This is a genomic window from Stenotrophomonas maltophilia group sp. SKK55, assembly GCF_057179845.1.
In genome coordinates, this window is record NZ_JBXUHP010000018.1 from 140,532 (window position 1) to 160,005 (window position 19,474).

Here is a 19,474-nt window from a genome sequence, read left to right on the forward strand (position 1 = left end):
CACCCGGTTCCGCTGGCGCGTTGCACCATGGCCGGTCGGGGCGCTCTGCTACCATCGGCGATTCAGTTCATCGCGTCCCCCACCTGCCCGCGATGGCACCAAACAACGTAACGAAACACAGGAGTCTGCATGTCTTCCGAGCTGCTCAAGTCCCTTGGCCTGGACGCGATCAACCCTGGCACGTACCTGGGCAACGGGGAGTGGTCGAGCGCGACCAGCGGTGAGCTGATCACCCCGGTCAACCCGACCACCGGCGAGCCGATCGCGCAGGTCCGCGCCACCACCGAGGCCGAGTACGAGACCGTCGTCGCCCGCGCCCAGGAAGCCTTCAAGATCTGGCGTACCACGCCGGCCCCTCGCCGCGGTGAAGCCGTGCGCCTGTGCGGTGAAGCACTGCGCAGGCACAAGGACGCTCTGGGTTCGCTGGTTGCCCTGGAAATGGGCAAGAGCAAGCCGGAAGGCGATGGCGAGGTGCAGGAGATGATCGACATCGCCGATTTCGCCGTGGGCCAGAGCCGCATGCTGTACGGCTACACCATGCATTCCGAGCGCCCCGGCCACCGCATGTACGAGCAGTACCATCCGCTGGGCCTGGTCGGCATCATCTCGGCCTTCAACTTCCCGGTCGCGGTGTGGAGCTGGAATTCGTTCCTGGCGGCGATCTGTGGCGACGTGTGCATCTGGAAGCCGTCCAACAAGACGCCGCTGACCGCCATCGCCTCGCTGAAGATCTGCAACGACGCCCTGCGCGAAGCGGGCTTCCCGGACATCTTCTTCCTGATCAACGATGCCGGCACCGCGCTGTCGGAAAAGATGGTCGATGACCGCCGCGTGCCGCTGATCAGCTTCACCGGCTCGACCCAGGTCGGCCGCACCGTCAACGAAAAGGTCGCACGCCGCCTCGGCCGCTGCCTGCTGGAGCTCGGCGGCAACAACGCGATCATCCTGGACGAAACCGCCGACCTGAAGCTGGCCGTGCCGGGCATCGTGTTCGGCGCTGTCGGCACCGCCGGCCAGCGCTGCACCACCACCCGCCGCCTGATCGTGCACCGCTCGATCTACGCCGACGTGCTGGCCACCCTGGTCAAGGCCTACAAGCAGGTGGAAGGCAAGATCGGCGACCCGACCGATGCCGCCAACCTGATGGGCCCGCTGAACAGCGAAGGCGCCGTGCAGCAGTTCCTCGATGCCATCGCCCAGGCCAAGGCAGCTGGTGGCACCATCGAGACCGGCGGCACCCGCATCGACCGCGCCGGCAACTTCGTGCTGCCTGCAATCGTCACGGGCCTGAAGAACAGCGACGCCGTGGTCCAGCACGAGACCTTCGCACCGATCCTGTACGTGATGCCGTACGACACCCTCGACGAAGCCATCGACATGCAGAACGGCGTGCCGCAGGGCCTGTCGTCCTCGATCTTCACCCAGAACCTGAAGACCGCCGAGAAGTTCCTGTCGGCCGCCGGCAGCGACTGCGGCATCGCCAACATCAACATCGGCACGTCCGGTGCGGAGATCGGCGGCGCCTTCGGTGGCGAGAAGGACACCGGCGGTGGCCGCGAGTCCGGTTCGGATGCCTGGAAGGTCTACATGCGCCGCCAGACCAACACCATCAACTATTCGGATTCGCTGCCGCTGGCGCAGGGCATCAAGTTCGACCTGTGATGGCAAACGACGCGGACACGTCTGTGGGTCAGAGTCCCTCCGGGGATCTGACCCATGCCCAGGGTCGGATCCCCGCAGGGGCTCCGATCCTCGATTTCAGCGGCCGCCGCGTGCTCGTTGCCGGCGGCAGCAAGGGCATTGGTCGTGAAATGGCACTGGCCTTTGCTGGTGCCGGTGCGCAGGTCTCGGTCTGCGCGCGCGGCCAGGCCGGCCTGGAGGCCCTGTGCGCTGACGCACAGGCGCAGGGAACGCCATTGCATGCGTTTTCCACCGATCTGGCCGACATCGGCCAGATCCAGGCCTGGCTGCAGGCCGCCGCCGATGCCTTCGGCGGCATCGATGTGCTCGTCAACAATGCCACCGGCTACGGCATGGCCGACAATGAGGAGGGCTGGGCCGCCAGCCTGCAGATCGACCTGATGGCGGCCGTGCGTGCCTCGCGCCTGGCCCTGCCCTGGCTGCGCGCGTCCGGCGATGCCTGCATCCTCAATCTGTCGTCGATTGCCGCGCAGCAGCCGCGTCCCGGCGGCGCGCCCTACGCCGCTGCCAAGGCCGCGCTTTCGCACTACACCACCTCGCAGGCGCTGGCGCTGGCCAAGGACCGGATCCGGGTCAACGCCATCGCACCGGGCTCGATCGAGTTCGATGACGGGCTCTGGGACCGTCGCCGCATCGAGGATCCAGCGCTGTACCACGGCACCCTGGCGAAGATCCCGTTCGGCCGCTTCGGCCATCCGCGCGAGATTGCCGACGCCGCCCTGTTCCTGTGCTCGCCACTGGCGCGCTGGGTTACCGGCAGCGTGCTCAACGTGGATGGCGGCCAGGTGTTGATGGGCTGAATTTGTAAAGCCGAGCCCATGCTGGGCTTGCACGCAAGACGCGGTCGATCCCGCATCAGCCCAAGGGGGCAGCCGAGCATGGGCTCGGCTCTACAGGGCACTGCCCATGGGATTGCCCGGGCAGAGGCACTATCATGTGCACACTGCCAAGGAGGACCCGATGAGCGTGGCACCCCGACAGACAAGCGCCCTGGCCGTGGTCAGCCTGGTCATGGGCATCGCCAGCTGGACCGTCCTGCCCTTCGTGGCCAGCATCGTCGCCATCATCACCGGCCACATGGCCCGCGCCGAGATCCGCCGCCGCCCGCATGAACTGGAAGGCGACGGCCTGGCCGTTACCGGCCTGGTGCTGGGCTGGGTCATGGTCGGCGCCGTGCTTGCCGCCATCCTGGTCTTCATCCTGTTCTTCGGCGGCCTGGCATGGCTGGCGGCGGTGTCGAACTGACGCCATGACCGCCTCCGACAGCACTGAACGCTTCAGCAGCCGCGTCGCCGACTACGTCCGCTACCGGCCCGATTATCCGCCCGCCCTGTTGGAGTGGCTGCATGGCCCGATGGGCGTCAGCCGCAAGGCCGTGGTCGCCGACATCGGCGCCGGCACCGGTATTTCCAGTCGCCTGTTCCTGGCCAGCGGCCATCCAGTAGTCGCGGTTGAACCCAACGCCGCCATGCGGGGCGCGGCCGCGGAATGGCTGGCACCGCAGTACCCGCAGTTCCGTGCGGTGGACGGCCGCGCCGAGGCCACCACACTGGACGATGCCAGCATCGATCTGGTCAGCGTCGCGCAGGCCTTCCACTGGTTCGACACCGTCGCGGTGCGCGCCGAGTGGCAGCGCATCCTGCGCCCCGGTGGCCAGGCACTGATCTACTGGAACTCGCGCCTGCTCGATGCCAGCCCGTTCCTGATCGGCTACGAACAGTTGCTGCTGGACTACGGCACCGACTACACCGCTGTGGCCGAGCGCTACCAGGACGATGCCACCATGCAGGCCTGGTTCGGCCCCGGCCTGCGCGGCAGGGTGGAGCTGCCGAACGTGCAGCATCTGGATTTCGACGCCCTGCGCGGGCGCCTGCTGTCCTCCTCCTACGCACCCCAATCCGGTCATCCTCGCCACGCGGCGATGATCGACGCTCTGCAGGACCTGTTCGCCGCCCATGCGGTGGACGGCCAGGTCGCTTTTGAATATCGAACCCGAGCCTTCCTCGGCACGCTGGACTGAACCGACGCATGTATTCGCTTGCCCGCCCCTTCCTGTTCTCGCTCGACGCCGAGCGCGCCCACGGCCTCGGCCTGTCCGCACTGGACCTGGCCTATCGCACCGGCACCACGCCGCTGCTGGCCGCACGCATCGCGCCGATGCCCAGCACGGTGTTCGGGCTGACCTTCCCCAATCCGGTCGGCCTGGCCGCCGGCCTGGACAAGAACGGCGAGCACATCGATGCACTGTTCGCGCTCGGCTTCGGCTTCGTCGAAATCGGCACCATCACCCCGCGCCCGCAGGCCGGCAATCCGCAACCGCGCCTGTTCCGCCTGCCGGAACACAACGCGATCATCAACCGCATGGGCTTCAACAATGCGGGCGTGGACGCGCTGGTGCGCAACGTCGAGCGCGCGCGCAACCGCCGCGGCCTGCTCGGCATCAACATCGGCAAGAACAAGGACACCCCCAACGAACAGGCCGTGGACGATTACATCGCCTGCCTGGACAAGGTGTACCCGCTGGCCGATTACATCACCGTCAACATCTCCTCGCCCAACACCGCCGGCCTGCGTGAGCTGCAGGAAGAGACCGCGCTGCGCCAGCTGGTCAGCCAGCTGCGCGACCGCCAGGAAGACCTTGCTGCCCGCCACGGCCGACGCGTGCCGATGCTGGTGAAGGTGGCGCCGGACCTCAGCGAACGCGATATCGACGCCGCCGCCCGCGTGCTGGGCGAACTGCAGGTGGACGGCGTGATCGCCACCAACACCACCATCGACCACAGCAAGGTGGCCGGCGACCCGCTGGCCAATGAGGCTGGCGGCCTGTCCGGTGCACCGGTGCTGGAGCAGTCCACCCTGGTGCTGCGCCGCCTGCGCGCGCGCCTGCCCGAATCGGTGCCGCTGGTCGGCGTCGGCGGCATCCTGTCCGGCGCCGATGCGGTAGCCAAGATGGCGGCCGGTGCCGCACTGGTGCAGTGCTACAGCGGCCTGATCTTCCGTGGACCGGCGCTGGTTTCCGAATGCGTGGAGGCGATCCGTCGCCGCCGTGAAGCGCCGAGCCGCGGCGCGGTGGCTCCGCTGTGAGCGCGCCCATGGATACCATCGACGGCAACGCCCCGCTGCGCTGGACGCTCACCCGCAATGCGCCGCTGCAGGCGCTGAATACCTTCCATGTGCAGGCCAGCGCCGCGCAGCTGCTGGAACTGCACGATGCCGCGCTGCTGCCGGACGTGCTGGCATTGCCCGAGGTGGCCAGCGGCCCGCTGCTGGTGCTGGGCAGCGGCAGCAACGTTCTGATCGCCGAGGACCTGCCCGGCACCGTGCTGGTGTTCGGCAACCGTGACATCAGTTTCCTTGAACACCGCGCCGACCATGCGGTGATCCGTGCCGGTGCCGGCGTGCCGTGGCATGGCCTGGTGATGTGGTCGCTGCAGGAAGGCCTGTCTGGCCTCGAAAACCTGGCCCTGATTCCCGGCACGGCCGGTGCCGCGCCGATCCAGAACATCGGTGCCTATGGCGCGCAGGTCGGCGAGTTCATCCAGGCGGTCGAAGCGTGGGACTGCCAGGAGCAGGCCTGGGTGCGGCTGGACAACGAACAGTGTGGCTTCGCCTACCGCGACAGCGTGTTCAAGCAGCAACCCGATCGCTATCTGATCACCGCCATCGAACTGAAGCTGCCACTGCTGCATGATCTGCGCATGGACTACGCCGGCATCCGCGAGGAATTGCAGGCACAGGGCGTGGAGCTGCCGAGCGCAGTGGACGTGGCCAATGCCGTGATCGCGATCCGCCGCCGCAAGCTGCCCGACCCGGATGTACTGGGAAACGCCGGCAGCTTCTTCAAGAACCCGGTACTGCCGCTGGAACAGGTCGACGTGCTGCTGCAGCATTTCCCCGACCTGCCGGTGTTCCCGGCCGAGCAGGACGACAAGCGCAAGGTCTCCGCTGCCTGGATGATCGAATCCTGCGGCTGGAAGGGCTTCCGCGAAGGTGATGCCGGCGTGGCGCCAAGCCACGCGCTGGTGCTGGTCAACCACGGCAATGCCAGCGGTGCTGAGCTGCTGGCGCTGGCGCGCCGCATTTCGGCCTCGGTGCTGGAGAAGTTCGGCGTGCCGATCGAACCGGAGCCCCGCCTGCTCGGCGCTCAGTGGTGAACACCCCCGCCCTTTCCCCAAGCGCCCCGATGCGGGCGGCGCTGCTGATGCTTGGCAGCACGATGGCATTCGGCCTGATGGCGGTCGCGATCCGCTACGCCACCCGGTACGTGCCAACCCAGGAAGTGGCGTTCTTCCGCAATGCCTTCGGCTTGCTGGCGTTGCTGCCGATGCTGCTGCGGCCGGGCCGTGCTCCGCTGAAGACGCAACAGCTGCCGCGCTATTTCGTGCGCAGTGCGATTGGCCTGGGCTCGATGCTGTGCGCGTTCTGGGCACTGGGCCACCTGCCGTTGGCGCAGGCGGTGTCGCTGTCGTACTCCACGCCGCTGTTCGTCACGATTGCCGCCGTGCTGTGGCTGGGTGAAACCGTGCGCGTGCGCCGCTGGGCCGCGGTCGTGGTCGGCTTCATCGGTGTGCTGGTGATCGTGCGACCCGGTACCGCCGGCTTCACCGCGGGCAGCCTGGTCGCCGTGGCCGCAGCGGTGCTCAGTTCGCTGGTGGCGATCCAGATCAAGCAGCTGACCCGCGTCGACAGCGCCGATACCGTGGTGCTCTACACCTACGTGTTCTGGGTGCCGCTGTCGCTGGTTCCGGCGCTGTTCGTCTGGGTCTGGCCGAGCGGCATGGCCTGGCTGTGGCTGCTGGCCACCGGCGTGCTCGGCACCATCGGCCAGCTGTTGTGGACGCGGGCGCTGCGCCTGGGTGAAGTCTCGGCGCTGACCCCGATCAGCTTCCTGCAGCTGCCGCTGGTAACGCTGTTCGGCTGGCTGCTGTTCAACGAAAGCGTGGACCGCTGGACGATCATCGGCGCCGGCATCATCCTCGCCGCCAACGCCTACATTGCCCACCGCGAGGCCGTACTTTCGCGCCGCGCCGCCAGCGCAGCCGCCTCGTCAGCGGCGAAGCCCGCCGAGTAGATCCGCGCCACGCGTGGATCTACAGCGCGCGATACACCCGCTCGGCCGCGTCGAACACATTGCCCGGGGCGAACTGTTCGCTGAGGAAATGCAGCGACTGCCGGCGCAGCTGCGGCGACCGGTCCTCTCCATCGCTGCCCAGCAGGACCTGCTGGAACTCGATCAGGTCCTGCAGGATGCGCCAGTGACGGTACCAGGCGATCCAGCGAGGGTCGCCGCGGTCACCGCCATAGCCCTCCTCGAATCCCACCGGGTTCTCGCGGCCCCAGCGCCCGCCGACAGCGCCACCGATGAACATCAGGTCGCGCTCGCGCGGTACCAGCGACAGGCCATCCCAGTCGATCAGGTGCAGGCCGCCGTCATTGCCCATCAGCAGATTGCCGGCATGAAGGTCGGTGTGGCACAGGTGCAGCCGCACCGGCACATCCTGCAACGCCGCGTGCAGCTGCAGTGCCTGCGCGTGCAGCGCCGCGATGCGCGCGTGCTGCTGGTCCCAGACGGAGACGAAGGCACGGCCCAGCCCATCCTTGGCAGCCGCCAGGCCTTCGCCGGCCAGCCACTGCCCGACGGTCTCCAGCGCCGCGGTTTCCATCCGGATGCTCGGCAGCGCTTCCTGCAGCGCCGGTGGCGGGCACGCCTCGTGCAGGCGCCGCAGCACCTCGCCCAACCGTTGCCATTGCGTGCGGCTCAATGCCGCCTCGAAACCGGACTGGCCTTCCACATACGGGAACAGGGTGAACTGCAGGCCCCAGCGCTGCACCGATGCCCCGCCGGCCAGCGCCGGCCAGGGCGCAACGATTTCCTCGATCCCCAGCGTGCCGCGCAGCCAATGCAGGGTGTCCCAGACGGCTGGGGCCACCTGGTAGCTGCGGCATTTCAACCACCACTGCCCGCGCCGTGCATCGATGCGATACACGCTGGCGTTGGCATCGGCGCCAACCGGGCGTGGCACCACAGCGGTCGCGGTGATGCCATAGGACTGCTGGAGGACTTCGCCGAGATGCTGCGCCGAAGCGGATGACATGGATGCAAGCGGAAAGTGTTATCTGCGACAACTATCGCAGATGTGCCCGCCACGACACAGACATGTCCGTCACAACATCGTGCCCGCGCGACCAACGTGCTAGCCGGCGACGCGTCGCATCACTGCTTCCAATGGCCCCCGCGTGAACCGCCACGACCACAGCCACGCTGCGCCCGTGGCCAGCATCAGGAACAACAGCGCCCACAGCAGCACGGTCGGTAGCGACGCGCTGCCATCGAGCAGGCCCAACCATTCCAGCGTCCCCATGCCCAGCAGGATGTGGCCGACGTACAGGGTCAGGGTCATTCGCCCTGCTGCAGCCAGCGGTTCCAGCCAATCCCCCGGATGCCGGCGGCTGACCCAGAGGCATGCGGCAATCGCGCTGCAGGCTGCGCCCGCACCGGTCAACACGTAGGCCGGTCCCGGCGGCATCGGCTGCGTTCCCAGCCACGGCTGCCAGGGCGTTCCCTGTGCAAGGTGCTGCACGGCCTGGCCTGCGCCGATCAGCAGCAGGCCCACCAGCAGCAACGCACGCTGCACCCGCGGTTGTGACAACGGCAGGTGCGCCAGCAGCATGCCCAGCAGGAAGAAGCACATCCAGGGCAGCAAGGGATGGAAGCCGTTGAACAACAGGTTGCGCGCGGCACCCGGCCATTGCCAGAGACCGGCATACTCCAGCGTCTGCCAGTTCCAGCCCTGGCTGTAATTCCAGTGCAGCAGTGCCCAGAACGACCCGGCCGCGAGGCCGGCGATGCTGGCCAGCAGCACCCGTGGCGACGCACGCAGCCACAGCACCGCCAGCGCGAAATACACCGCGTAGTAGTGCAGGATGTCGGCCGGGAACAGGGTCAGGTTGAGCAGGCCCAGCGCCAGCAGGAACAGCGCGCGCCGCCAGGTCTGCGCGCTGGCCGGCATCCAGCCAAGGCGCTGCGTGGCCAGTACCAGGCCAAGTCCGGCCAGGGTGACGAAGGTCGCAGAGGCCTTGCCTTCCAGCAGATGGAAGAAGCCGGCCAGCCAACCCTCACCCTCTGCCGGCACGGCCATCGCCAGGCGGAAGTTGACCAGCACCATGCCGGCCAAGGCCAGGTAACGCGCCAGATCAACGCCGTGCAATCGCCGCTCAACCGCGCTCATGCGCGTGCACCGAGCAGCAGCGCGAGCAGGCCAGGGTCCAGCGGAGCCTCATCGGTGCCACCGGCTTCGCCCAGCCCCCGGCGCAGCGCATCGCTTTCGATGGCATCCAGCAGCACCTGCGCCTGCAGTGCCGGGGCCAGTACGGGACGCCGGCGTTCACGCTGTGCCACCTGCTGCAGGGCTTCGGCCAGCACAGCCTGCAATTGCCTGCGATTGGCCGCAAATGCCTCGGCCACGGCCCGATTGCGTGCGCTCTCGGCCAGCACTTCGACGGCGAGCGCCGCCCATTCCGGCTGGCTGCACAGTGCGTGGAAGTCCTGCAGGAACGCCAGCACCTGCGTGCGATCACCGTCGGCCGCGGCCAGCCGCTGCAGCAACGGCGCCAGTTCCTCGCTTTCGGCCACGGCCACTGCAAGGATGATCGCTTCCTTGCCGGGGAAGTGGTTGTAGAGATTGCCCAGGCTGACGCCGGCCGCCTGCGCGATGTCACGCATGCTGGTCTGGTGGAATCCCTTGGCGAGGAAGCACTGCAGGGCGGCCTGCAGGATCTGCTCGATGCGTTGCGCGTTGCGGTCGGCTCGGTTCATGGCGCCAATAGTGAACGAACGTTCGTCCAACTTGAAGATGGCAACCCGTTCATCAGCGAGCTCCGTTCAGCCGGCCCTTGACCTCAACTGCGGTTGAGGCCCGATGCTGCGCGGCCCGTTCCAAGCCCAAACCGGAGAGACTTCATGCCACGGATGATCACCGCCCTGCTCGACAGCCGCCTGCTGTGGTTCCTGGCCCGACTGCTGCTGGCGGTGGTGTTCCTGTCATCGGGTCTGGCCAAGCTGCTGGCGTGGGACAACAGCGTGGCCGAAATGCAGGCGGCCGGGCTGCAACCGCCTGTGCTGTTCAACCTCGCCAGCGCCGTGGTGCTGCTGGGTGGCTCACTGTGCCTGCTGCTTGATCGCCTGCTCTGGCTGGGCAGCGGCGCGCTGGCGGTATTCATGCTGCTGACCATCGCCATCGTGCATGCCTTCTGGACCAAGCACGGCACGGAACAGCAGCTGGCCCTGTTCTTCGCACTGGAACACCTGAGCGTGGTCGGTGGCCTGATCTGCGCGGCCATCGCCAGCCGCGCGCGGGCTCAGAAGAACTCGTCGAGCAGCCGGTAGAAAGCCAACCGGCGCTCGTCGGCCACAGCGCCGTAGCGTTGGAACAACGGTGTGACCCAGCGCGTATCACCGAAGTTGTGGGCCAGGCTGCGCGCGGCCAGCGCCAGGTCCTGGTAACGGTCGGCCACGCCCAGTCGCCCACAGTCGATGAACCCGCTGAAACGCCCCTCGGCCACCATCAGATTCGGAAGGCAGGCATCGCCATGACTGACCACCAGATCTTCATGATCGGGCCGTGTGCTGCACAGTTGGGCGAAGACCTGCTGTGGACTCTGTCCCAGGCGTTCGTCATCGAAGTCATCGGCGTCCACGCGCCCCGCCTCGACCCGTGCCTGCGCGGCCGGCAGGCGCGAGGCCAGCCGCTGATCGAACGGACAGGCTGCTACCGGCAACGCATGCAGCCCGCGCAGCGCGTCGGCCAGTATCTCCACCCGTTGCTGCGGCGCGAGTTCCGGCGACGAGGCCAGATCGCGGCCAGGCAGCGCGCTCATCAGCAACCAGCGCCGGCCCGCTTCTTCGGCCGTGGCAATCACCGTTGGCGCCGGTTGTCCCTGTGCCTGCAACCAGCGCAGCCGCGCGATCTCATCGCCCAGCTCACTGAAGGCGTCGATCGGTTCCGACTTGAGAAAGGCATCGGGGCGGCCCTGCCGCAGCACGCGGGCAACGTCGGCCCGCGAAACACCCATCGACTGCCGCTCGATGCGCGCATCGGCCAACGCCTTCTGCCACGCCAACGGCAGCGGCATGCCATCAGGGGTGGCGTTGTGCTCGTCCATGCCAGGAGATTCCTGTTGCCGGTGACCCTGCGCATTCTCGCTCATGCTGGCGCACATCGACCCGCGTGCGGCAGTCAGCTTGAGCGCGCTGACCGGGCGGCCGGCAGCCACTACGCCCCAGCGCCTGCAGCAGCGACGGCTGCTGCCACGATACCGGTGCCAGTTCGACGACACGGCCTCGACCCTTACCGCCGAACGCGGCGGCCTGCGCGCGTTCGCCAAGTGGAGCACCGTTCTGGCAGCCGATCGTGGCTGCCGCAGTACAACGAGGAAGCAATATGAAATTGATGGTCATCGGCGCCAGCAGGGGCCTGGGACGCGCGTTCGTGGAAGGCCTCTGTGCCACGGGTGACACTGTGATTGGTGTCTCGCGCAACCGCCCGTGCGGCATCGCCTGCCCTGACGGCGTCACCCTGCAGTGGATCGAAGCAGACCTGTCCCGGCCGACCGTGGCTGCCGACCACATCGCAGCGCAGGCACCGGCCGATATCGATGTGCTGATCCACAACCTGGGCATCTGGGAAGACAAGGCCTTCAGCGGCGAGTACGCCTTCCTCGATGAAAGCGACGCTGCACTCACGAAGCTGGTCGACGTCAACATCACCGCGACCCTTGTACTGCTGCAACGCCTGCTGCCCCGCGTACTGAGCGCAGCGCGCCCGCAGCTGGTGCTGACCGGTTCGACCTCGGCCCTGCCTCGCAGTGGCCGCCCGGAAGTGGCGTTCGGCGCCTCGAAGTTCGCCCTCAACGGCATCGCCGATGCGCTGCGCGAGGGCTTCCGCGATCGCCGGCTGGCGGTGACCAGCCTGCAGTTGGGCTACCTCAACACCGATGACGCCTTGTCGGTGCCGGTGGCCGAGGCCGCAGCGCGCGGCGACGGTGAGCAGGTGCCGGTCCACGATGTCGTGGCCATGGTAAGCGCCCTGTTGCAGCTGTCATCCTCCGGCTTCGTGCGCGAACTGGTGCTGACCGCCATCGCCGACCCGCGCTACTGACCTTGCCGGCCGCCGCAGAGCACCCTCAGTGGCCGCGCGCGCGGTCGTGGTTTACCCTGCTGGTCACTGGCCGTCGGTCACAGGCGGGAACCTGCTATGGATGCGCTTTCACGGGTCTCGGCCCAGGTCCTGGACAGCGCCCTGCCCAGCCTGCCGCTGTATCTGCTGCAGGCCACGGCAGTGATCGGCATGATCGGCGTGCTGCTGATCGCCACCCGTCGCGCCGGGCACGCCATAGAAGGCCGTCGCCTGTATGTCGGCGTAGCGCTGGGCCTGATCTACCTGTTCAATTCCTGGTTCGTGGCCCGTTATTCCCAGGGTGTCGTCAAACTGCACCTGGGCTTCGACATCCTGCTGGTCAGTGGCCTGCTGGGCGGCTGGCGCGGCGGCCTGGCCTGCCTGGCTGCCGCCCTGCTGGCCCGCTACCAGTTCGTCGGTATCCCGTTCTTCCTGCCTGCCAGCCTTGAGGCCGTGTTGCAGATGGTGGCGGGCGTCTGGCTGCGCAGGCACCTGTACCCGCGCATGCTCAACGAGCTCTCGCCGCGCATGATCCTGCAGGCATGGTCCGTGCGTATCGGGGTAACCGCTCTGGGTTTGGCGCTGGGTGTGGCGATCATTGGCGCCGATCAACTGCCGGTGGCCGAGCTGGCGATCCAGCGCGTGCTGGCACTGCCGGTCTCGCTGCTCGTGCTCGGCGCCGTATTCGCGCTGGTCTACAACGATGCCCAGATCGATGCGCAACGCCAGCGCGAACAGGCCTGGCTGCGCATCGATCCGATCAGCGGGCTGCCCAACATGCGTGCGCTCGGTGAACGCCTGCAGCAGTACTGGCGGGATAACGACGGCACCGGCAAGGCCTGCCTGATCGTGGCCGAGATGGGCAACCTGCGCGATCTGCGCCTGCGCTACGGGCCGTTGCAGGACAACGGCCTGTGGCAGCGCGACAGCACCGAAGAGGTGCATCGGTTGCTGCCCTCGCTGCCGGCTGCGCAGCTGGAGATCTACCAGTTCGGTGATGCCGCGCTGGCGATCCTGGTGCGCGGCCTGACCTTGTCCACACTGCGCACGCAACCGCAGATCACCGAGCTGGCCAGCAACCTGGCTGATCGGGTCGGCCGCGATTGGCCGGGCTTCCGGCCGCTGTTCCGCTGTGCAGTGGTTGAATTGAAGCCCCCTGCTGATGCCGACGAAGGACATCTTCCGTTCCGCGCCATCACCGTGGCACTGAGCGCGATCGAGTCGGGCGTGGTGTTTTTCGATGACCCGATCCAGCGCGACAGCGAGATCGACACCCTGATCGAGGTTGCCCTTGAGCACTGGCTGCAGCAGGGCAATGCGCCGCTGTGCTACCAGCCCAAGCATCGCCTGCAGGACCGCCAACTGGTCGGCGCCGAAGCACTGCTGCGCATGCGCGACGGCGAAGGCCGGCCGATTGCCCCGATGCGGGTGATCTCGCTGCTGCGCCGGCAGGGGCGGCTGGCAGACCTGGAATGGGCCACGCTGCGGTCGGCGGTGCACTTCCTGCAGCACTGCCGGCGGGACGGCGCGGCGCTGACCATTGCAGTCAATGTTTCAGCCGAATCGCTGCGCCTGCCCGACTTCGGCCTGCGCCTGCAGGAGTTGCTGCAGCTGCATGACATCCCCGGTGCGATGCTGCGCCTGGAGATCGTCGAATGGACCGAAATCGTCGAGCGCGACGTGGTCGATGCCAACTTCGCACAGCTGCTGGCAGCCGGGGTCACCCTGTCGCTGGATGATTTCGGCGCCGGCTATTCAACCCTGATCCTGCTTTCGCAGCTGGCCATCGCCGAGGTCAAGATCGAGCAGGCGCTGATCGCCACGCTGTCCGACGCCAAGTCGCAGTCGATCGTGCGCTTCATCGTCGAGGTCGCGCACCGCTGCGGCGCGATCGTGGTGGCCGAGGGTACCGAGACCCTGGCCCAGGAACAGAAGCTGCGCGCACTCGGGGTGGATGTCGGCCAGGGCTACCTGTACTCGGCGGCGCTGCCGGCCGACGAGTTCCGTCGCTTCGCAGCCGGCTAGACCGCGTAGAACCCCAGGAACATCGCCACCGCCGATTCGGCCACGCGCGCACGTTCCTGCGCAGTCAACGGTGGCTGCTCCATCGTGACCTGCGGCCAGAACGCGAAGCTCTTCACCAGCCCATGCAACTGGGCGCCGGCAAAGTCCGGATCCACCTCGCGCAGGCGGCCATCGGCAATTGCTGCGCGGATCCAGGCACTCTCGCCACTTTCCTTCTCGCCCATGCGGCAGACGATGGCCTGCGCGCGCTCCGGTGAATGGATGATCTCGGCCATCGCGACCCGCGCCAGATCGATGAAATTCCCATCGCTGAGCAGGTCCAGCTTCTGGCCCAGCAACTGCAGCAACTGCGTCTGCAGCGGCTGGTCGGCGCGGTATGGCAGTGCGTCGCTGGCCACGCTGCGCTCCCACAGCTCCTCCAGGATCATCGAGAACAGTGCTTCCTTGCTCGGGAAATGGTTGTAGACGGTGCGCTTGGAGACCCCCGCCGCCTCGGCGATGCGGTCCATGCTGGTCGCCTCGTAGCCTGATGCACGGAACTCCTCCACCGCCGCGCGCACGATGGCGTCACGTTTGCGGTCGGTCAGGCGTTGCGGGGCACGGGACATGGCGGAACCGGATAACTGAACGGATGCCTCCATTTTACACTCGACAGTGTACTTTTGAAAAACACGAAACTACACTGTGCAGTGTACTCAGCGGACGTCACCCATGAAGCGCCTGCTCCTTGTCCTCCTGCTCGGAATCCTCGCCGTGACCGCCTACACCTTCTGCAAGTCCTGGTCTCTTCCCGACTTCCCCGATTCGCCGCAGTACCGTGATGGCAAGTTCCGCAATGCCCTGCCCCGTCCGGCGATGGGCCTGCGCGACGGCGCGGAGATCTGGTGGACGTTCCTGTTCAACAAGCCCAAGGGCACCGTGCCCGCGCACCCGATTCCGGTGAAGCCGCTGGACCGCGCCACGCTGGACGCCGCACCGGATCGCAGCCTGTTCCGGCTGGGGCACTCCACGATCCTGCTGAAGCTGCGTGGCCAGTACTGGCTGACCGATCCGGTGTTCTCCGAGCGGGCCTCGCCGGTGCAGTGGATGGGGCCGGCACGCTTCCATGCACCGCCGATCAGCATCGACGCGCTGCCGCCGATCGCCGGTGTGATCCTCTCGCACAACCACTATGACCACCTGGACCATGCCGCGGTCATGCAGCTGGCCGGCAAGACCGCGCGCTTCATTGCACCGCTCGGCGTCGGCGACCAGCTGGTCGCGTGGGGGGTGGATGCGCGCAAGGTCGAGCAGCTGGACTGGTGGCAATCCACCGAAGCCAACGGCCTGCGCCTGACCGCGACCCCGGGCCAGCACTTCTCCGGCCGCGGGCTGGGTGACAGCGACCGCAGCCTTTGGGCGTCGTGGGTGATCCAGGACGGTGACTTCCGCATTTTCTTCAGCGGCGACACCGGCTACTTCGACGGCTTCAAGGCCATCGGCGAGAAGTACGGTCCGTTCGACCTGACCATGATCGAGACCGGCGCCTATGATCCGCGCTGGGCATTCGTGCACATGCAACCGGAACAGACGCTGCAGGCGCACCTGGACCTGCGCGGCAAGTGGCTGCTGCCGATCCACAACGGCACCTTCGATCTTGCCCTGCATGCATGGCAGCAGCCGTTCGAGCACATCACCGCATTGGCGGCCGCAAAAAATGTACCGGTGGCCACGCCGATGATGGGCGAAGCGCTGGACATGCAGGCACCGCAGTCGGGTACGCGCTGGTGGGAGACGGTGGAGTTGTAACCGGCGTGACGGGGCGTCATGTATCCCAAGGCCCTGTAGAGCCGAGCCATGCTCGGCTGCTTCTGAAACGTGTTCAGTGGAAGTCAAGCAGGCTCAGCTCTGGCGAAACTGCAGGTAGAGACGCTGGCAGCATTGCTGACATCAAAATGCACCGCTATCAACTCGGCTTCCGGGAGCGCCTTCTGGACCTGCGCGCATGTGTCACGCGCGACATCGTTTGCGGCCGTTCCCTCTCGCCAGAATCGCAACGCCAAGATGCCCGGCAAACCGCTGCCCAGCAATGCATCGTCACATCCCGACTCTGCAAGACATCGCTCAAATGCACTGAGATCTTCTCCGGTATCGGGCACCCGATACATCAGCGTGAAGCTGAATTCCATCATCAATCCATTTCAGACCTGAGGTCGCTATCAATCAGCGTATGACCTAGCCGGCAGGCGTCCAGAGCCACATGCGTCAGTCCCATCGATGAATCGTGACTCAAGCCCACGAAGGAGGCGACCGGGGATCATCCGCAACCTATTGCAGCGCGTCATGTAACCGATTACATCCCTTGCTAGCGTAGCGCTCGCCCGATACCGGCAGAACCTGCGAGGCTGTACGTAATGACATTGCGCGCCGAACGCTCCAAGCTCTCCCGCTCAGCCATTCCATGGCGAGCTGCCGCCACCCTGCTGTTGGCCGCCCTCGCCGCTGCCGCACAGGCACAGCCCCTTCCCCCGCGCAGCCAATGGCAGGCCAGCAGTTCCTCGCAGCAGGTGCCGGCGATGGCGATCAGCCACCTGATCGACGGCAACCCGAAGACCGTTACCGGCGGCGCATTCAGTCCGGGCCACTGGTTCCAGATCGATCTCTGCACGCCTGCAACGCTGGCCGGCGCGCGCCTCACCTGGGATGTCTCCAATCCGGAAGGCTATTCGCTGCAGACCTCACTGGACGGCAGGCAGTGGCAGACCGCGTACACGATGGCCGATTCGCTGGGCGACGTGGAAACGCTGTACTTCGCGCCGCGCCAGGCGCGCTACCTGCGGCTGGCCAGCCCGCAGCGCACTTCCGATTGGGGCGTGTCGATCTTCGAGATGGAGCCGCTGGACAGCACGCTCAGCGCACGCATCAGCGGTATCGATGCAACGCAGGCAGCGGCGCTGTGGCAGGGCGGCGCTGCCGTCGCGATTCCCGTCGGGAAGCCAGGCGCCCATGCGCTCGAGATCACGCTGCCGCAGGCCCAATCAACGGCTGGCCTGGTGGTCGACTGGGCCGATGGCGCACGAGGCGCTGCCCGACTACAGGCGCAGGATGCACGGGGCCGTTGGCAGGACCTCGCACACGATGCACAGGCGGCCAGTCACCGGCAAAGCTGGCTGGCCGCCACTGCAGCACAACCATTGCGTGCTTTCCGCCTGAGCGTGGACGGCGCTGCGCCGCAGATCGCACGCCTGCGCCTGCTCGGTCCGAAAGCCGTGATGACGCCGATGAAGCAGTATCAGATCGTCGCCAGCGGCGCCCAGCGCGCATTGTTCCCGGCCTCGCTGCAGATGCAGCAGACCTACTGGACGGCCGTGGGTGTGCATGCAGGACGACAGAAGTCGATCTTCGATGAGTACGGCAACCTGGAAGCCTTCAAGGGCGCACCGCTGGTGCAGCCCATCTGGCGCAATGCCGATGGCCAAACCGCCGGCGCCGCCGGGCAGGCCATGCAGCATGCCCTGCGCGACGGCTGGAAGCCGATGCCCTCCGCCACCTGGTCACCGCAACCCGGCCTGCAGCTGCGCAGTGAAGTATTCGCCATCGAGCGCGATGGCCAGCCGGTGACCTTCCTGCGGCATCGCCTGCAGAACACGGGAAGCACGAAGATCGAAGGCACGCTCAGCCTGGTCGTGCGCCCGATGCAGATGAATCCGCCATGGCAGAACGGCGGGCTGTCCCCGATCCGCGAGGTGACCATCGACGGGCAGGCCCTGCGTATCAATGGGCGCACGCTGCTGCAGTCGCTCACGCCGGTGGCTGCGTCGGGCGCGGCGCCATTCGGCAAGGATGGCGCAACGGAGATCACCGCGACCCTCGCTGCCGGCCAGCTGCCTTCCACGCAACAGGCGCGTGATGACCAGGGGCTTGCCTCGGCTGCATTGAACTACCGCGTCTCGTTGGCGCCGGGAACCAGTGATGCCATCGTGGTCGCGTTCCCGTTGGGCACCGCCGCCGCCGATGCCAATGGCGTGCTGCCCGAAGCGCCTGCGCTGGATCTGGCCACGCTGCCCCGCGATGCCAATGCGGCGTTTGATTCACTGGCCACGCAGGCGTCTGCGGACTGGCAGGCACGGCTGGGCCAGGTCGGCCTGCGCCTGCCCGATCCGTCGCTGGTGGACATGCTGCGCGCGCAGGCCGCCTACATGCTGATCAACCAGACCGGTCCAGCCATGCAGCCCGGCCCGCGCAACTACAACCGCTCCTTCATCCGCGACGGCATGGCCACCTCGGCGGTGCTGCTGCGCATGGGCGAAGCGCGTGTCGCGCGCGATTACCTGGCCTGGTACAGCGAACACGGCGTGCATCCCAACGGCCTGGTCTCGCCGATCCTCAACGACGATGGCAGCGTCAACACCGGCTTTGGATCGGACATCGAGTACGACAGTCAGGGCCAGTACGTCGCGCTGGTGGCCGATGTCGCGCGCCTGGACGGCGGCCCCGAGTCGGTGCGTGGCTATCTGCCGAAAGTGAAAGCAGCGCTGCGCTTCCTGCAGGAACTGCGCGAACGTACGCTGGTGCCCGGTTACAAGGCTGACCAGCCTTCGCCGGAACGGTTCGCGGGCATTCTTGCGCCGTCGATCAGCCATGAGGGCTACCCCTCGCCCACCCACAGCTACTGGGACGACTATTGGGGCCTGAAGGGCTGGCACGACGGCGCGTGGCTGGCCGAATCGCTGGGCGACCACGAGACCGCAGCGTGGGCACGCGAACAGTACAAACTGCTTTACGACGCGCTGCATGCCTCGATCCGGGCGACGATGGCGTGGAAGGGCATCGACTTCATTCCCTCCTCGGCCGATCTGGGCGATGGCGATCCCACCGGCGTTTCGATCGCACTGGACCCGACCGGCGCACAGAGCGTGTTGCCCGCCGAGGCGCTGCGGACCACCTTCGCGCGCTATCTGGACGATGTGCGCAAGCGCAGCCAGCCCGGTGCGCTGTATGCGTACACCCCGTACGAGATCCGCAACGTGCTGAGCTATGTGCACCTGGGCCAGCCGCAGGTCGCCGATGAGCTGCTGCAGGGGCTGCTGCATGACCGGCGCCCGCTTCAGTGGCAGGTGCTGGCCGAGGTCGTGCACTCACGCCTGCGCTTCCCGCGCTACCTGGGCGACATGCCGCACACCTGGATCGGCGCCGAATACGGCCGCACGCTGTTCGGCATGCTGATGCGCGAGGACGATGATGCGTTGTCATTGCTACCGGGCACACCGCCTTCGTGGGTGGCGGGCGATGGATTGGCGGTGGAAGGCCTGCCCACCGCGTATGGCACGTTGCAGATGCAGGCACGGCAACGCGACGGCACGCTATCGATCACGCTGGGCGAGGGCCTGCGCAGTGGGACGGCGGTGAAGGTCTGGTGGCCGGCGCGGACGACGCCGAAGACCGTGCGTGTGGATGGGCGCGACGTTACCGCGTTCGATGCGGAGGGCATGCACTTGGCGAAGCCGTTCCAGACGCTGGAAGCGCGTTGGTAGAGCAGCCGAGCATGGCTCGGCTCTACAGAAAGCAGACTCCGCCAGTAGATCCACGCCATG

At 67.0% G+C, this 19,474-nt stretch carries 18 protein-coding genes; 12 read left to right on the forward strand and 6 right to left on the reverse strand.

Annotated elements, in window-relative coordinates:
• The first annotated feature begins 129 nt into the window (after positions 1 to 129).
• The 7 genes from amaB to AC2A1N_RS09670 all read left to right on the forward strand — a co-directional run bounded on the left by amaB (position 130) and on the right by AC2A1N_RS09670 (position 6,772).
• Positions 130 to 1,662, forward strand: a complete 1,533-nt coding sequence (amaB, locus tag AC2A1N_RS09640) for an L-piperidine-6-carboxylate dehydrogenase (RefSeq protein WP_242891495.1) — start codon at positions 130 to 132, stop codon at positions 1,660 to 1,662.
• The gene (locus AC2A1N_RS09645; protein WP_061477856.1) at positions 1,662 to 2,501 is read left to right on the forward strand and encodes an SDR family NAD(P)-dependent oxidoreductase; all 840 of its coding nucleotides are present in this window, start codon (positions 1,662 to 1,664) and stop codon (positions 2,499 to 2,501) included. Before amaB ends, AC2A1N_RS09645 begins: the two co-directional genes overlap by 1 nt.
• 160 nt (positions 2,502 to 2,661) lie before the next feature.
• The gene (locus AC2A1N_RS09650) at positions 2,662 to 2,946 is read left to right on the forward strand and encodes a DUF4190 domain-containing protein (RefSeq protein WP_005413144.1); all 285 of its coding nucleotides are present in this window, start codon (positions 2,662 to 2,664) and stop codon (positions 2,944 to 2,946) included.
• A 4-nt stretch (positions 2,947 to 2,950) separates the two neighbouring features.
• Positions 2,951 to 3,721 (forward strand): class I SAM-dependent methyltransferase, encoded by a 771-nt coding sequence (locus tag AC2A1N_RS09655; protein ID WP_061477857.1) that lies wholly within the window; start codon positions 2,951 to 2,953, stop codon positions 3,719 to 3,721.
• Positions 3,722 to 3,729: 8 nt separating this feature from the next.
• On the forward strand, positions 3,730 to 4,785 hold the full coding sequence (locus AC2A1N_RS09660; protein ID WP_061477858.1) for a quinone-dependent dihydroorotate dehydrogenase: 1,056 nt from the start codon (positions 3,730 to 3,732) through the stop codon (positions 4,783 to 4,785).
• A gap of 8 nt (positions 4,786 to 4,793) precedes the next feature.
• A complete protein-coding gene (murB, locus tag AC2A1N_RS09665; protein ID WP_005416296.1) occupies positions 4,794 to 5,855 on the forward strand; it encodes a UDP-N-acetylmuramate dehydrogenase in 1,062 nt (353 codons plus the stop codon).
• A gap of 29 nt (positions 5,856 to 5,884) precedes the next feature.
• Positions 5,885 to 6,772 (forward strand): DMT family transporter, encoded by an 888-nt coding sequence (locus AC2A1N_RS09670; protein ID WP_005416295.1) that lies wholly within the window; start codon positions 5,885 to 5,887, stop codon positions 6,770 to 6,772.
• 19 nt (positions 6,773 to 6,791) lie between these two features.
• Here the strand turns inward: AC2A1N_RS09670 and AC2A1N_RS09675 are convergent, their stop codons facing one another.
• The 3 genes from AC2A1N_RS09675 to AC2A1N_RS09685 all read right to left on the reverse strand — a co-directional run bounded on the left by AC2A1N_RS09675 (position 6,792) and on the right by AC2A1N_RS09685 (position 9,517).
• Positions 6,792 to 7,796 (reverse strand): phosphotransferase, encoded by a 1,005-nt coding sequence (locus AC2A1N_RS09675; RefSeq protein WP_484372123.1) that lies wholly within the window; start codon positions 7,794 to 7,796, stop codon positions 6,792 to 6,794.
• A 99-nt stretch (positions 7,797 to 7,895) separates the two neighbouring features.
• Positions 7,896 to 8,930, reverse strand: a complete 1,035-nt coding sequence (locus tag AC2A1N_RS09680) for a heparan-alpha-glucosaminide N-acetyltransferase domain-containing protein (protein ID WP_061477861.1) — start codon at positions 8,928 to 8,930, stop codon at positions 7,896 to 7,898.
• Positions 8,927 to 9,517 carry a TetR/AcrR family transcriptional regulator gene (locus AC2A1N_RS09685; protein ID WP_484372125.1) on the reverse strand — a complete coding sequence of 197 codons (591 nt, stop codon included), beginning with the start codon at positions 9,515 to 9,517 and terminating at the stop codon, positions 8,927 to 8,929. Before AC2A1N_RS09685 ends, AC2A1N_RS09680 begins: the two co-directional genes overlap by 4 nt.
• A gap of 144 nt (positions 9,518 to 9,661) precedes the next feature.
• On the opposite strand from AC2A1N_RS09685, the gene AC2A1N_RS09690 reads away from it, so the two are divergent.
• Positions 9,662 to 10,087 (forward strand): DoxX family protein, encoded by a 426-nt coding sequence (locus tag AC2A1N_RS09690; protein WP_154350658.1) that lies wholly within the window; start codon positions 9,662 to 9,664, stop codon positions 10,085 to 10,087.
• Here the strand turns inward: AC2A1N_RS09690 and AC2A1N_RS09695 are convergent.
• Complete coding sequence (locus AC2A1N_RS09695; RefSeq protein ID WP_484372127.1) at positions 10,060 to 10,863, reverse strand: APH(3')-II family aminoglycoside O-phosphotransferase; 804 nt, start codon at positions 10,861 to 10,863, stop codon at positions 10,060 to 10,062. The genes AC2A1N_RS09690 and AC2A1N_RS09695 overlap by 28 nt on opposite strands.
• A gap of 278 nt (positions 10,864 to 11,141) precedes the next feature.
• On the opposite strand from AC2A1N_RS09695, the gene AC2A1N_RS09700 reads away from it, so the two are divergent.
• Positions 11,142 to 11,858: an SDR family NAD(P)-dependent oxidoreductase gene (locus AC2A1N_RS09700; protein ID WP_484372129.1), complete on the forward strand. Its 717-nt coding sequence runs from the start codon at positions 11,142 to 11,144 to the stop codon at positions 11,856 to 11,858.
• Positions 11,859 to 11,954: 96 nt separating this feature from the next.
• Positions 11,955 to 13,901 (forward strand): EAL domain-containing protein, encoded by a 1,947-nt coding sequence (locus AC2A1N_RS09705; protein WP_484372131.1) that lies wholly within the window; start codon positions 11,955 to 11,957, stop codon positions 13,899 to 13,901.
• Here AC2A1N_RS09705 and AC2A1N_RS09710 read toward each other — a convergent pair.
• Positions 13,898 to 14,509 carry a TetR/AcrR family transcriptional regulator gene (locus AC2A1N_RS09710; RefSeq protein ID WP_154350653.1) on the reverse strand — a complete coding sequence of 204 codons (612 nt, stop codon included), beginning with the start codon at positions 14,507 to 14,509 and terminating at the stop codon, positions 13,898 to 13,900. The two genes, AC2A1N_RS09705 and AC2A1N_RS09710, sit on opposite strands and share 4 nt — an antisense overlap.
• Positions 14,510 to 14,612: 103 nt before the next feature.
• On the opposite strand from AC2A1N_RS09710, the gene AC2A1N_RS09715 reads away from it, so the two are divergent.
• Positions 14,613 to 15,689 carry an MBL fold metallo-hydrolase gene (locus tag AC2A1N_RS09715; protein ID WP_484372134.1) on the forward strand — a complete coding sequence of 359 codons (1,077 nt, stop codon included), beginning with the start codon at positions 14,613 to 14,615 and terminating at the stop codon, positions 15,687 to 15,689.
• A gap of 83 nt (positions 15,690 to 15,772) precedes the next feature.
• Here AC2A1N_RS09715 and AC2A1N_RS09720 read toward each other — a convergent pair whose 3' ends face one another.
• Positions 15,773 to 16,069 (reverse strand): hypothetical protein, encoded by a 297-nt coding sequence (locus AC2A1N_RS09720; protein ID WP_154350651.1) that lies wholly within the window; start codon positions 16,067 to 16,069, stop codon positions 15,773 to 15,775.
• A gap of 225 nt (positions 16,070 to 16,294) precedes the next feature.
• On the opposite strand from AC2A1N_RS09720, the gene AC2A1N_RS09725 reads away from it, so the two are divergent.
• The gene (locus AC2A1N_RS09725) at positions 16,295 to 19,414 is read left to right on the forward strand and encodes a galactose-binding domain-containing protein (protein WP_484372136.1); all 3,120 of its coding nucleotides are present in this window, start codon (positions 16,295 to 16,297) and stop codon (positions 19,412 to 19,414) included.
• Positions 19,415 to 19,474: the final 60 nt, after the last annotated feature.

What these genes read in the sequence shown, in the direction of transcription:
- AC2A1N_RS09650 (WP_005413144.1), top strand. Translation starts at nt 2,662, where the DNA reads ATGAGCGTGGCACCCCGACAGACAAGCGCCCTGGCCGTGGTCAGCCTG.
- AC2A1N_RS09680 (WP_061477861.1), bottom strand. Translation starts at nt 8,930, where the DNA reads ATGAGCGCGGTTGAGCGGCGATTGCACGGCGTTGATCTGGCGCGTTAC.
- AC2A1N_RS09710 (WP_154350653.1), bottom strand. Translation starts at nt 14,509, where the DNA reads ATGTCCCGTGCCCCGCAACGCCTGACCGACCGCAAACGTGACGCCATC.
- AC2A1N_RS09715 (WP_484372134.1), top strand. Translation starts at nt 14,613, where the DNA reads ATGAAGCGCCTGCTCCTTGTCCTCCTGCTCGGAATCCTCGCCGTGACC.
- murB (WP_005416296.1), top strand. Translation starts at nt 4,794, where the DNA reads ATGGATACCATCGACGGCAACGCCCCGCTGCGCTGGACGCTCACCCGC.
- AC2A1N_RS09720 (WP_154350651.1), bottom strand. Translation starts at nt 16,069, where the DNA reads ATGGAATTCAGCTTCACGCTGATGTATCGGGTGCCCGATACCGGAGAA.
- AC2A1N_RS09725 (WP_484372136.1), top strand. Translation starts at nt 16,295, where the DNA reads ATGACATTGCGCGCCGAACGCTCCAAGCTCTCCCGCTCAGCCATTCCA.
- AC2A1N_RS09685 (WP_484372125.1), bottom strand. Translation starts at nt 9,517, where the DNA reads ATGAACCGAGCCGACCGCAACGCGCAACGCATCGAGCAGATCCTGCAG.
- amaB (WP_242891495.1), top strand. Translation starts at nt 130, where the DNA reads ATGTCTTCCGAGCTGCTCAAGTCCCTTGGCCTGGACGCGATCAACCCT.
- AC2A1N_RS09655 (WP_061477857.1), top strand. Translation starts at nt 2,951, where the DNA reads ATGACCGCCTCCGACAGCACTGAACGCTTCAGCAGCCGCGTCGCCGAC.
- AC2A1N_RS09700 (WP_484372129.1), top strand. Translation starts at nt 11,142, where the DNA reads ATGAAATTGATGGTCATCGGCGCCAGCAGGGGCCTGGGACGCGCGTTC.
- AC2A1N_RS09660 (WP_061477858.1), top strand. Translation starts at nt 3,730, where the DNA reads ATGTATTCGCTTGCCCGCCCCTTCCTGTTCTCGCTCGACGCCGAGCGC.
- AC2A1N_RS09675 (WP_484372123.1), bottom strand. Translation starts at nt 7,796, where the DNA reads ATGTCATCCGCTTCGGCGCAGCATCTCGGCGAAGTCCTCCAGCAGTCC.
- AC2A1N_RS09695 (WP_484372127.1), bottom strand. Translation starts at nt 10,863, where the DNA reads ATGGACGAGCACAACGCCACCCCTGATGGCATGCCGCTGCCGTTGGCG.
- AC2A1N_RS09690 (WP_154350658.1), top strand. Translation starts at nt 9,662, where the DNA reads ATGCCACGGATGATCACCGCCCTGCTCGACAGCCGCCTGCTGTGGTTC.
- AC2A1N_RS09645 (WP_061477856.1), top strand. Translation starts at nt 1,662, where the DNA reads ATGGCAAACGACGCGGACACGTCTGTGGGTCAGAGTCCCTCCGGGGAT.
- AC2A1N_RS09705 (WP_484372131.1), top strand. Translation starts at nt 11,955, where the DNA reads ATGGATGCGCTTTCACGGGTCTCGGCCCAGGTCCTGGACAGCGCCCTG.
- AC2A1N_RS09670 (WP_005416295.1), top strand. Translation starts at nt 5,885, where the DNA reads ATGCGGGCGGCGCTGCTGATGCTTGGCAGCACGATGGCATTCGGCCTG.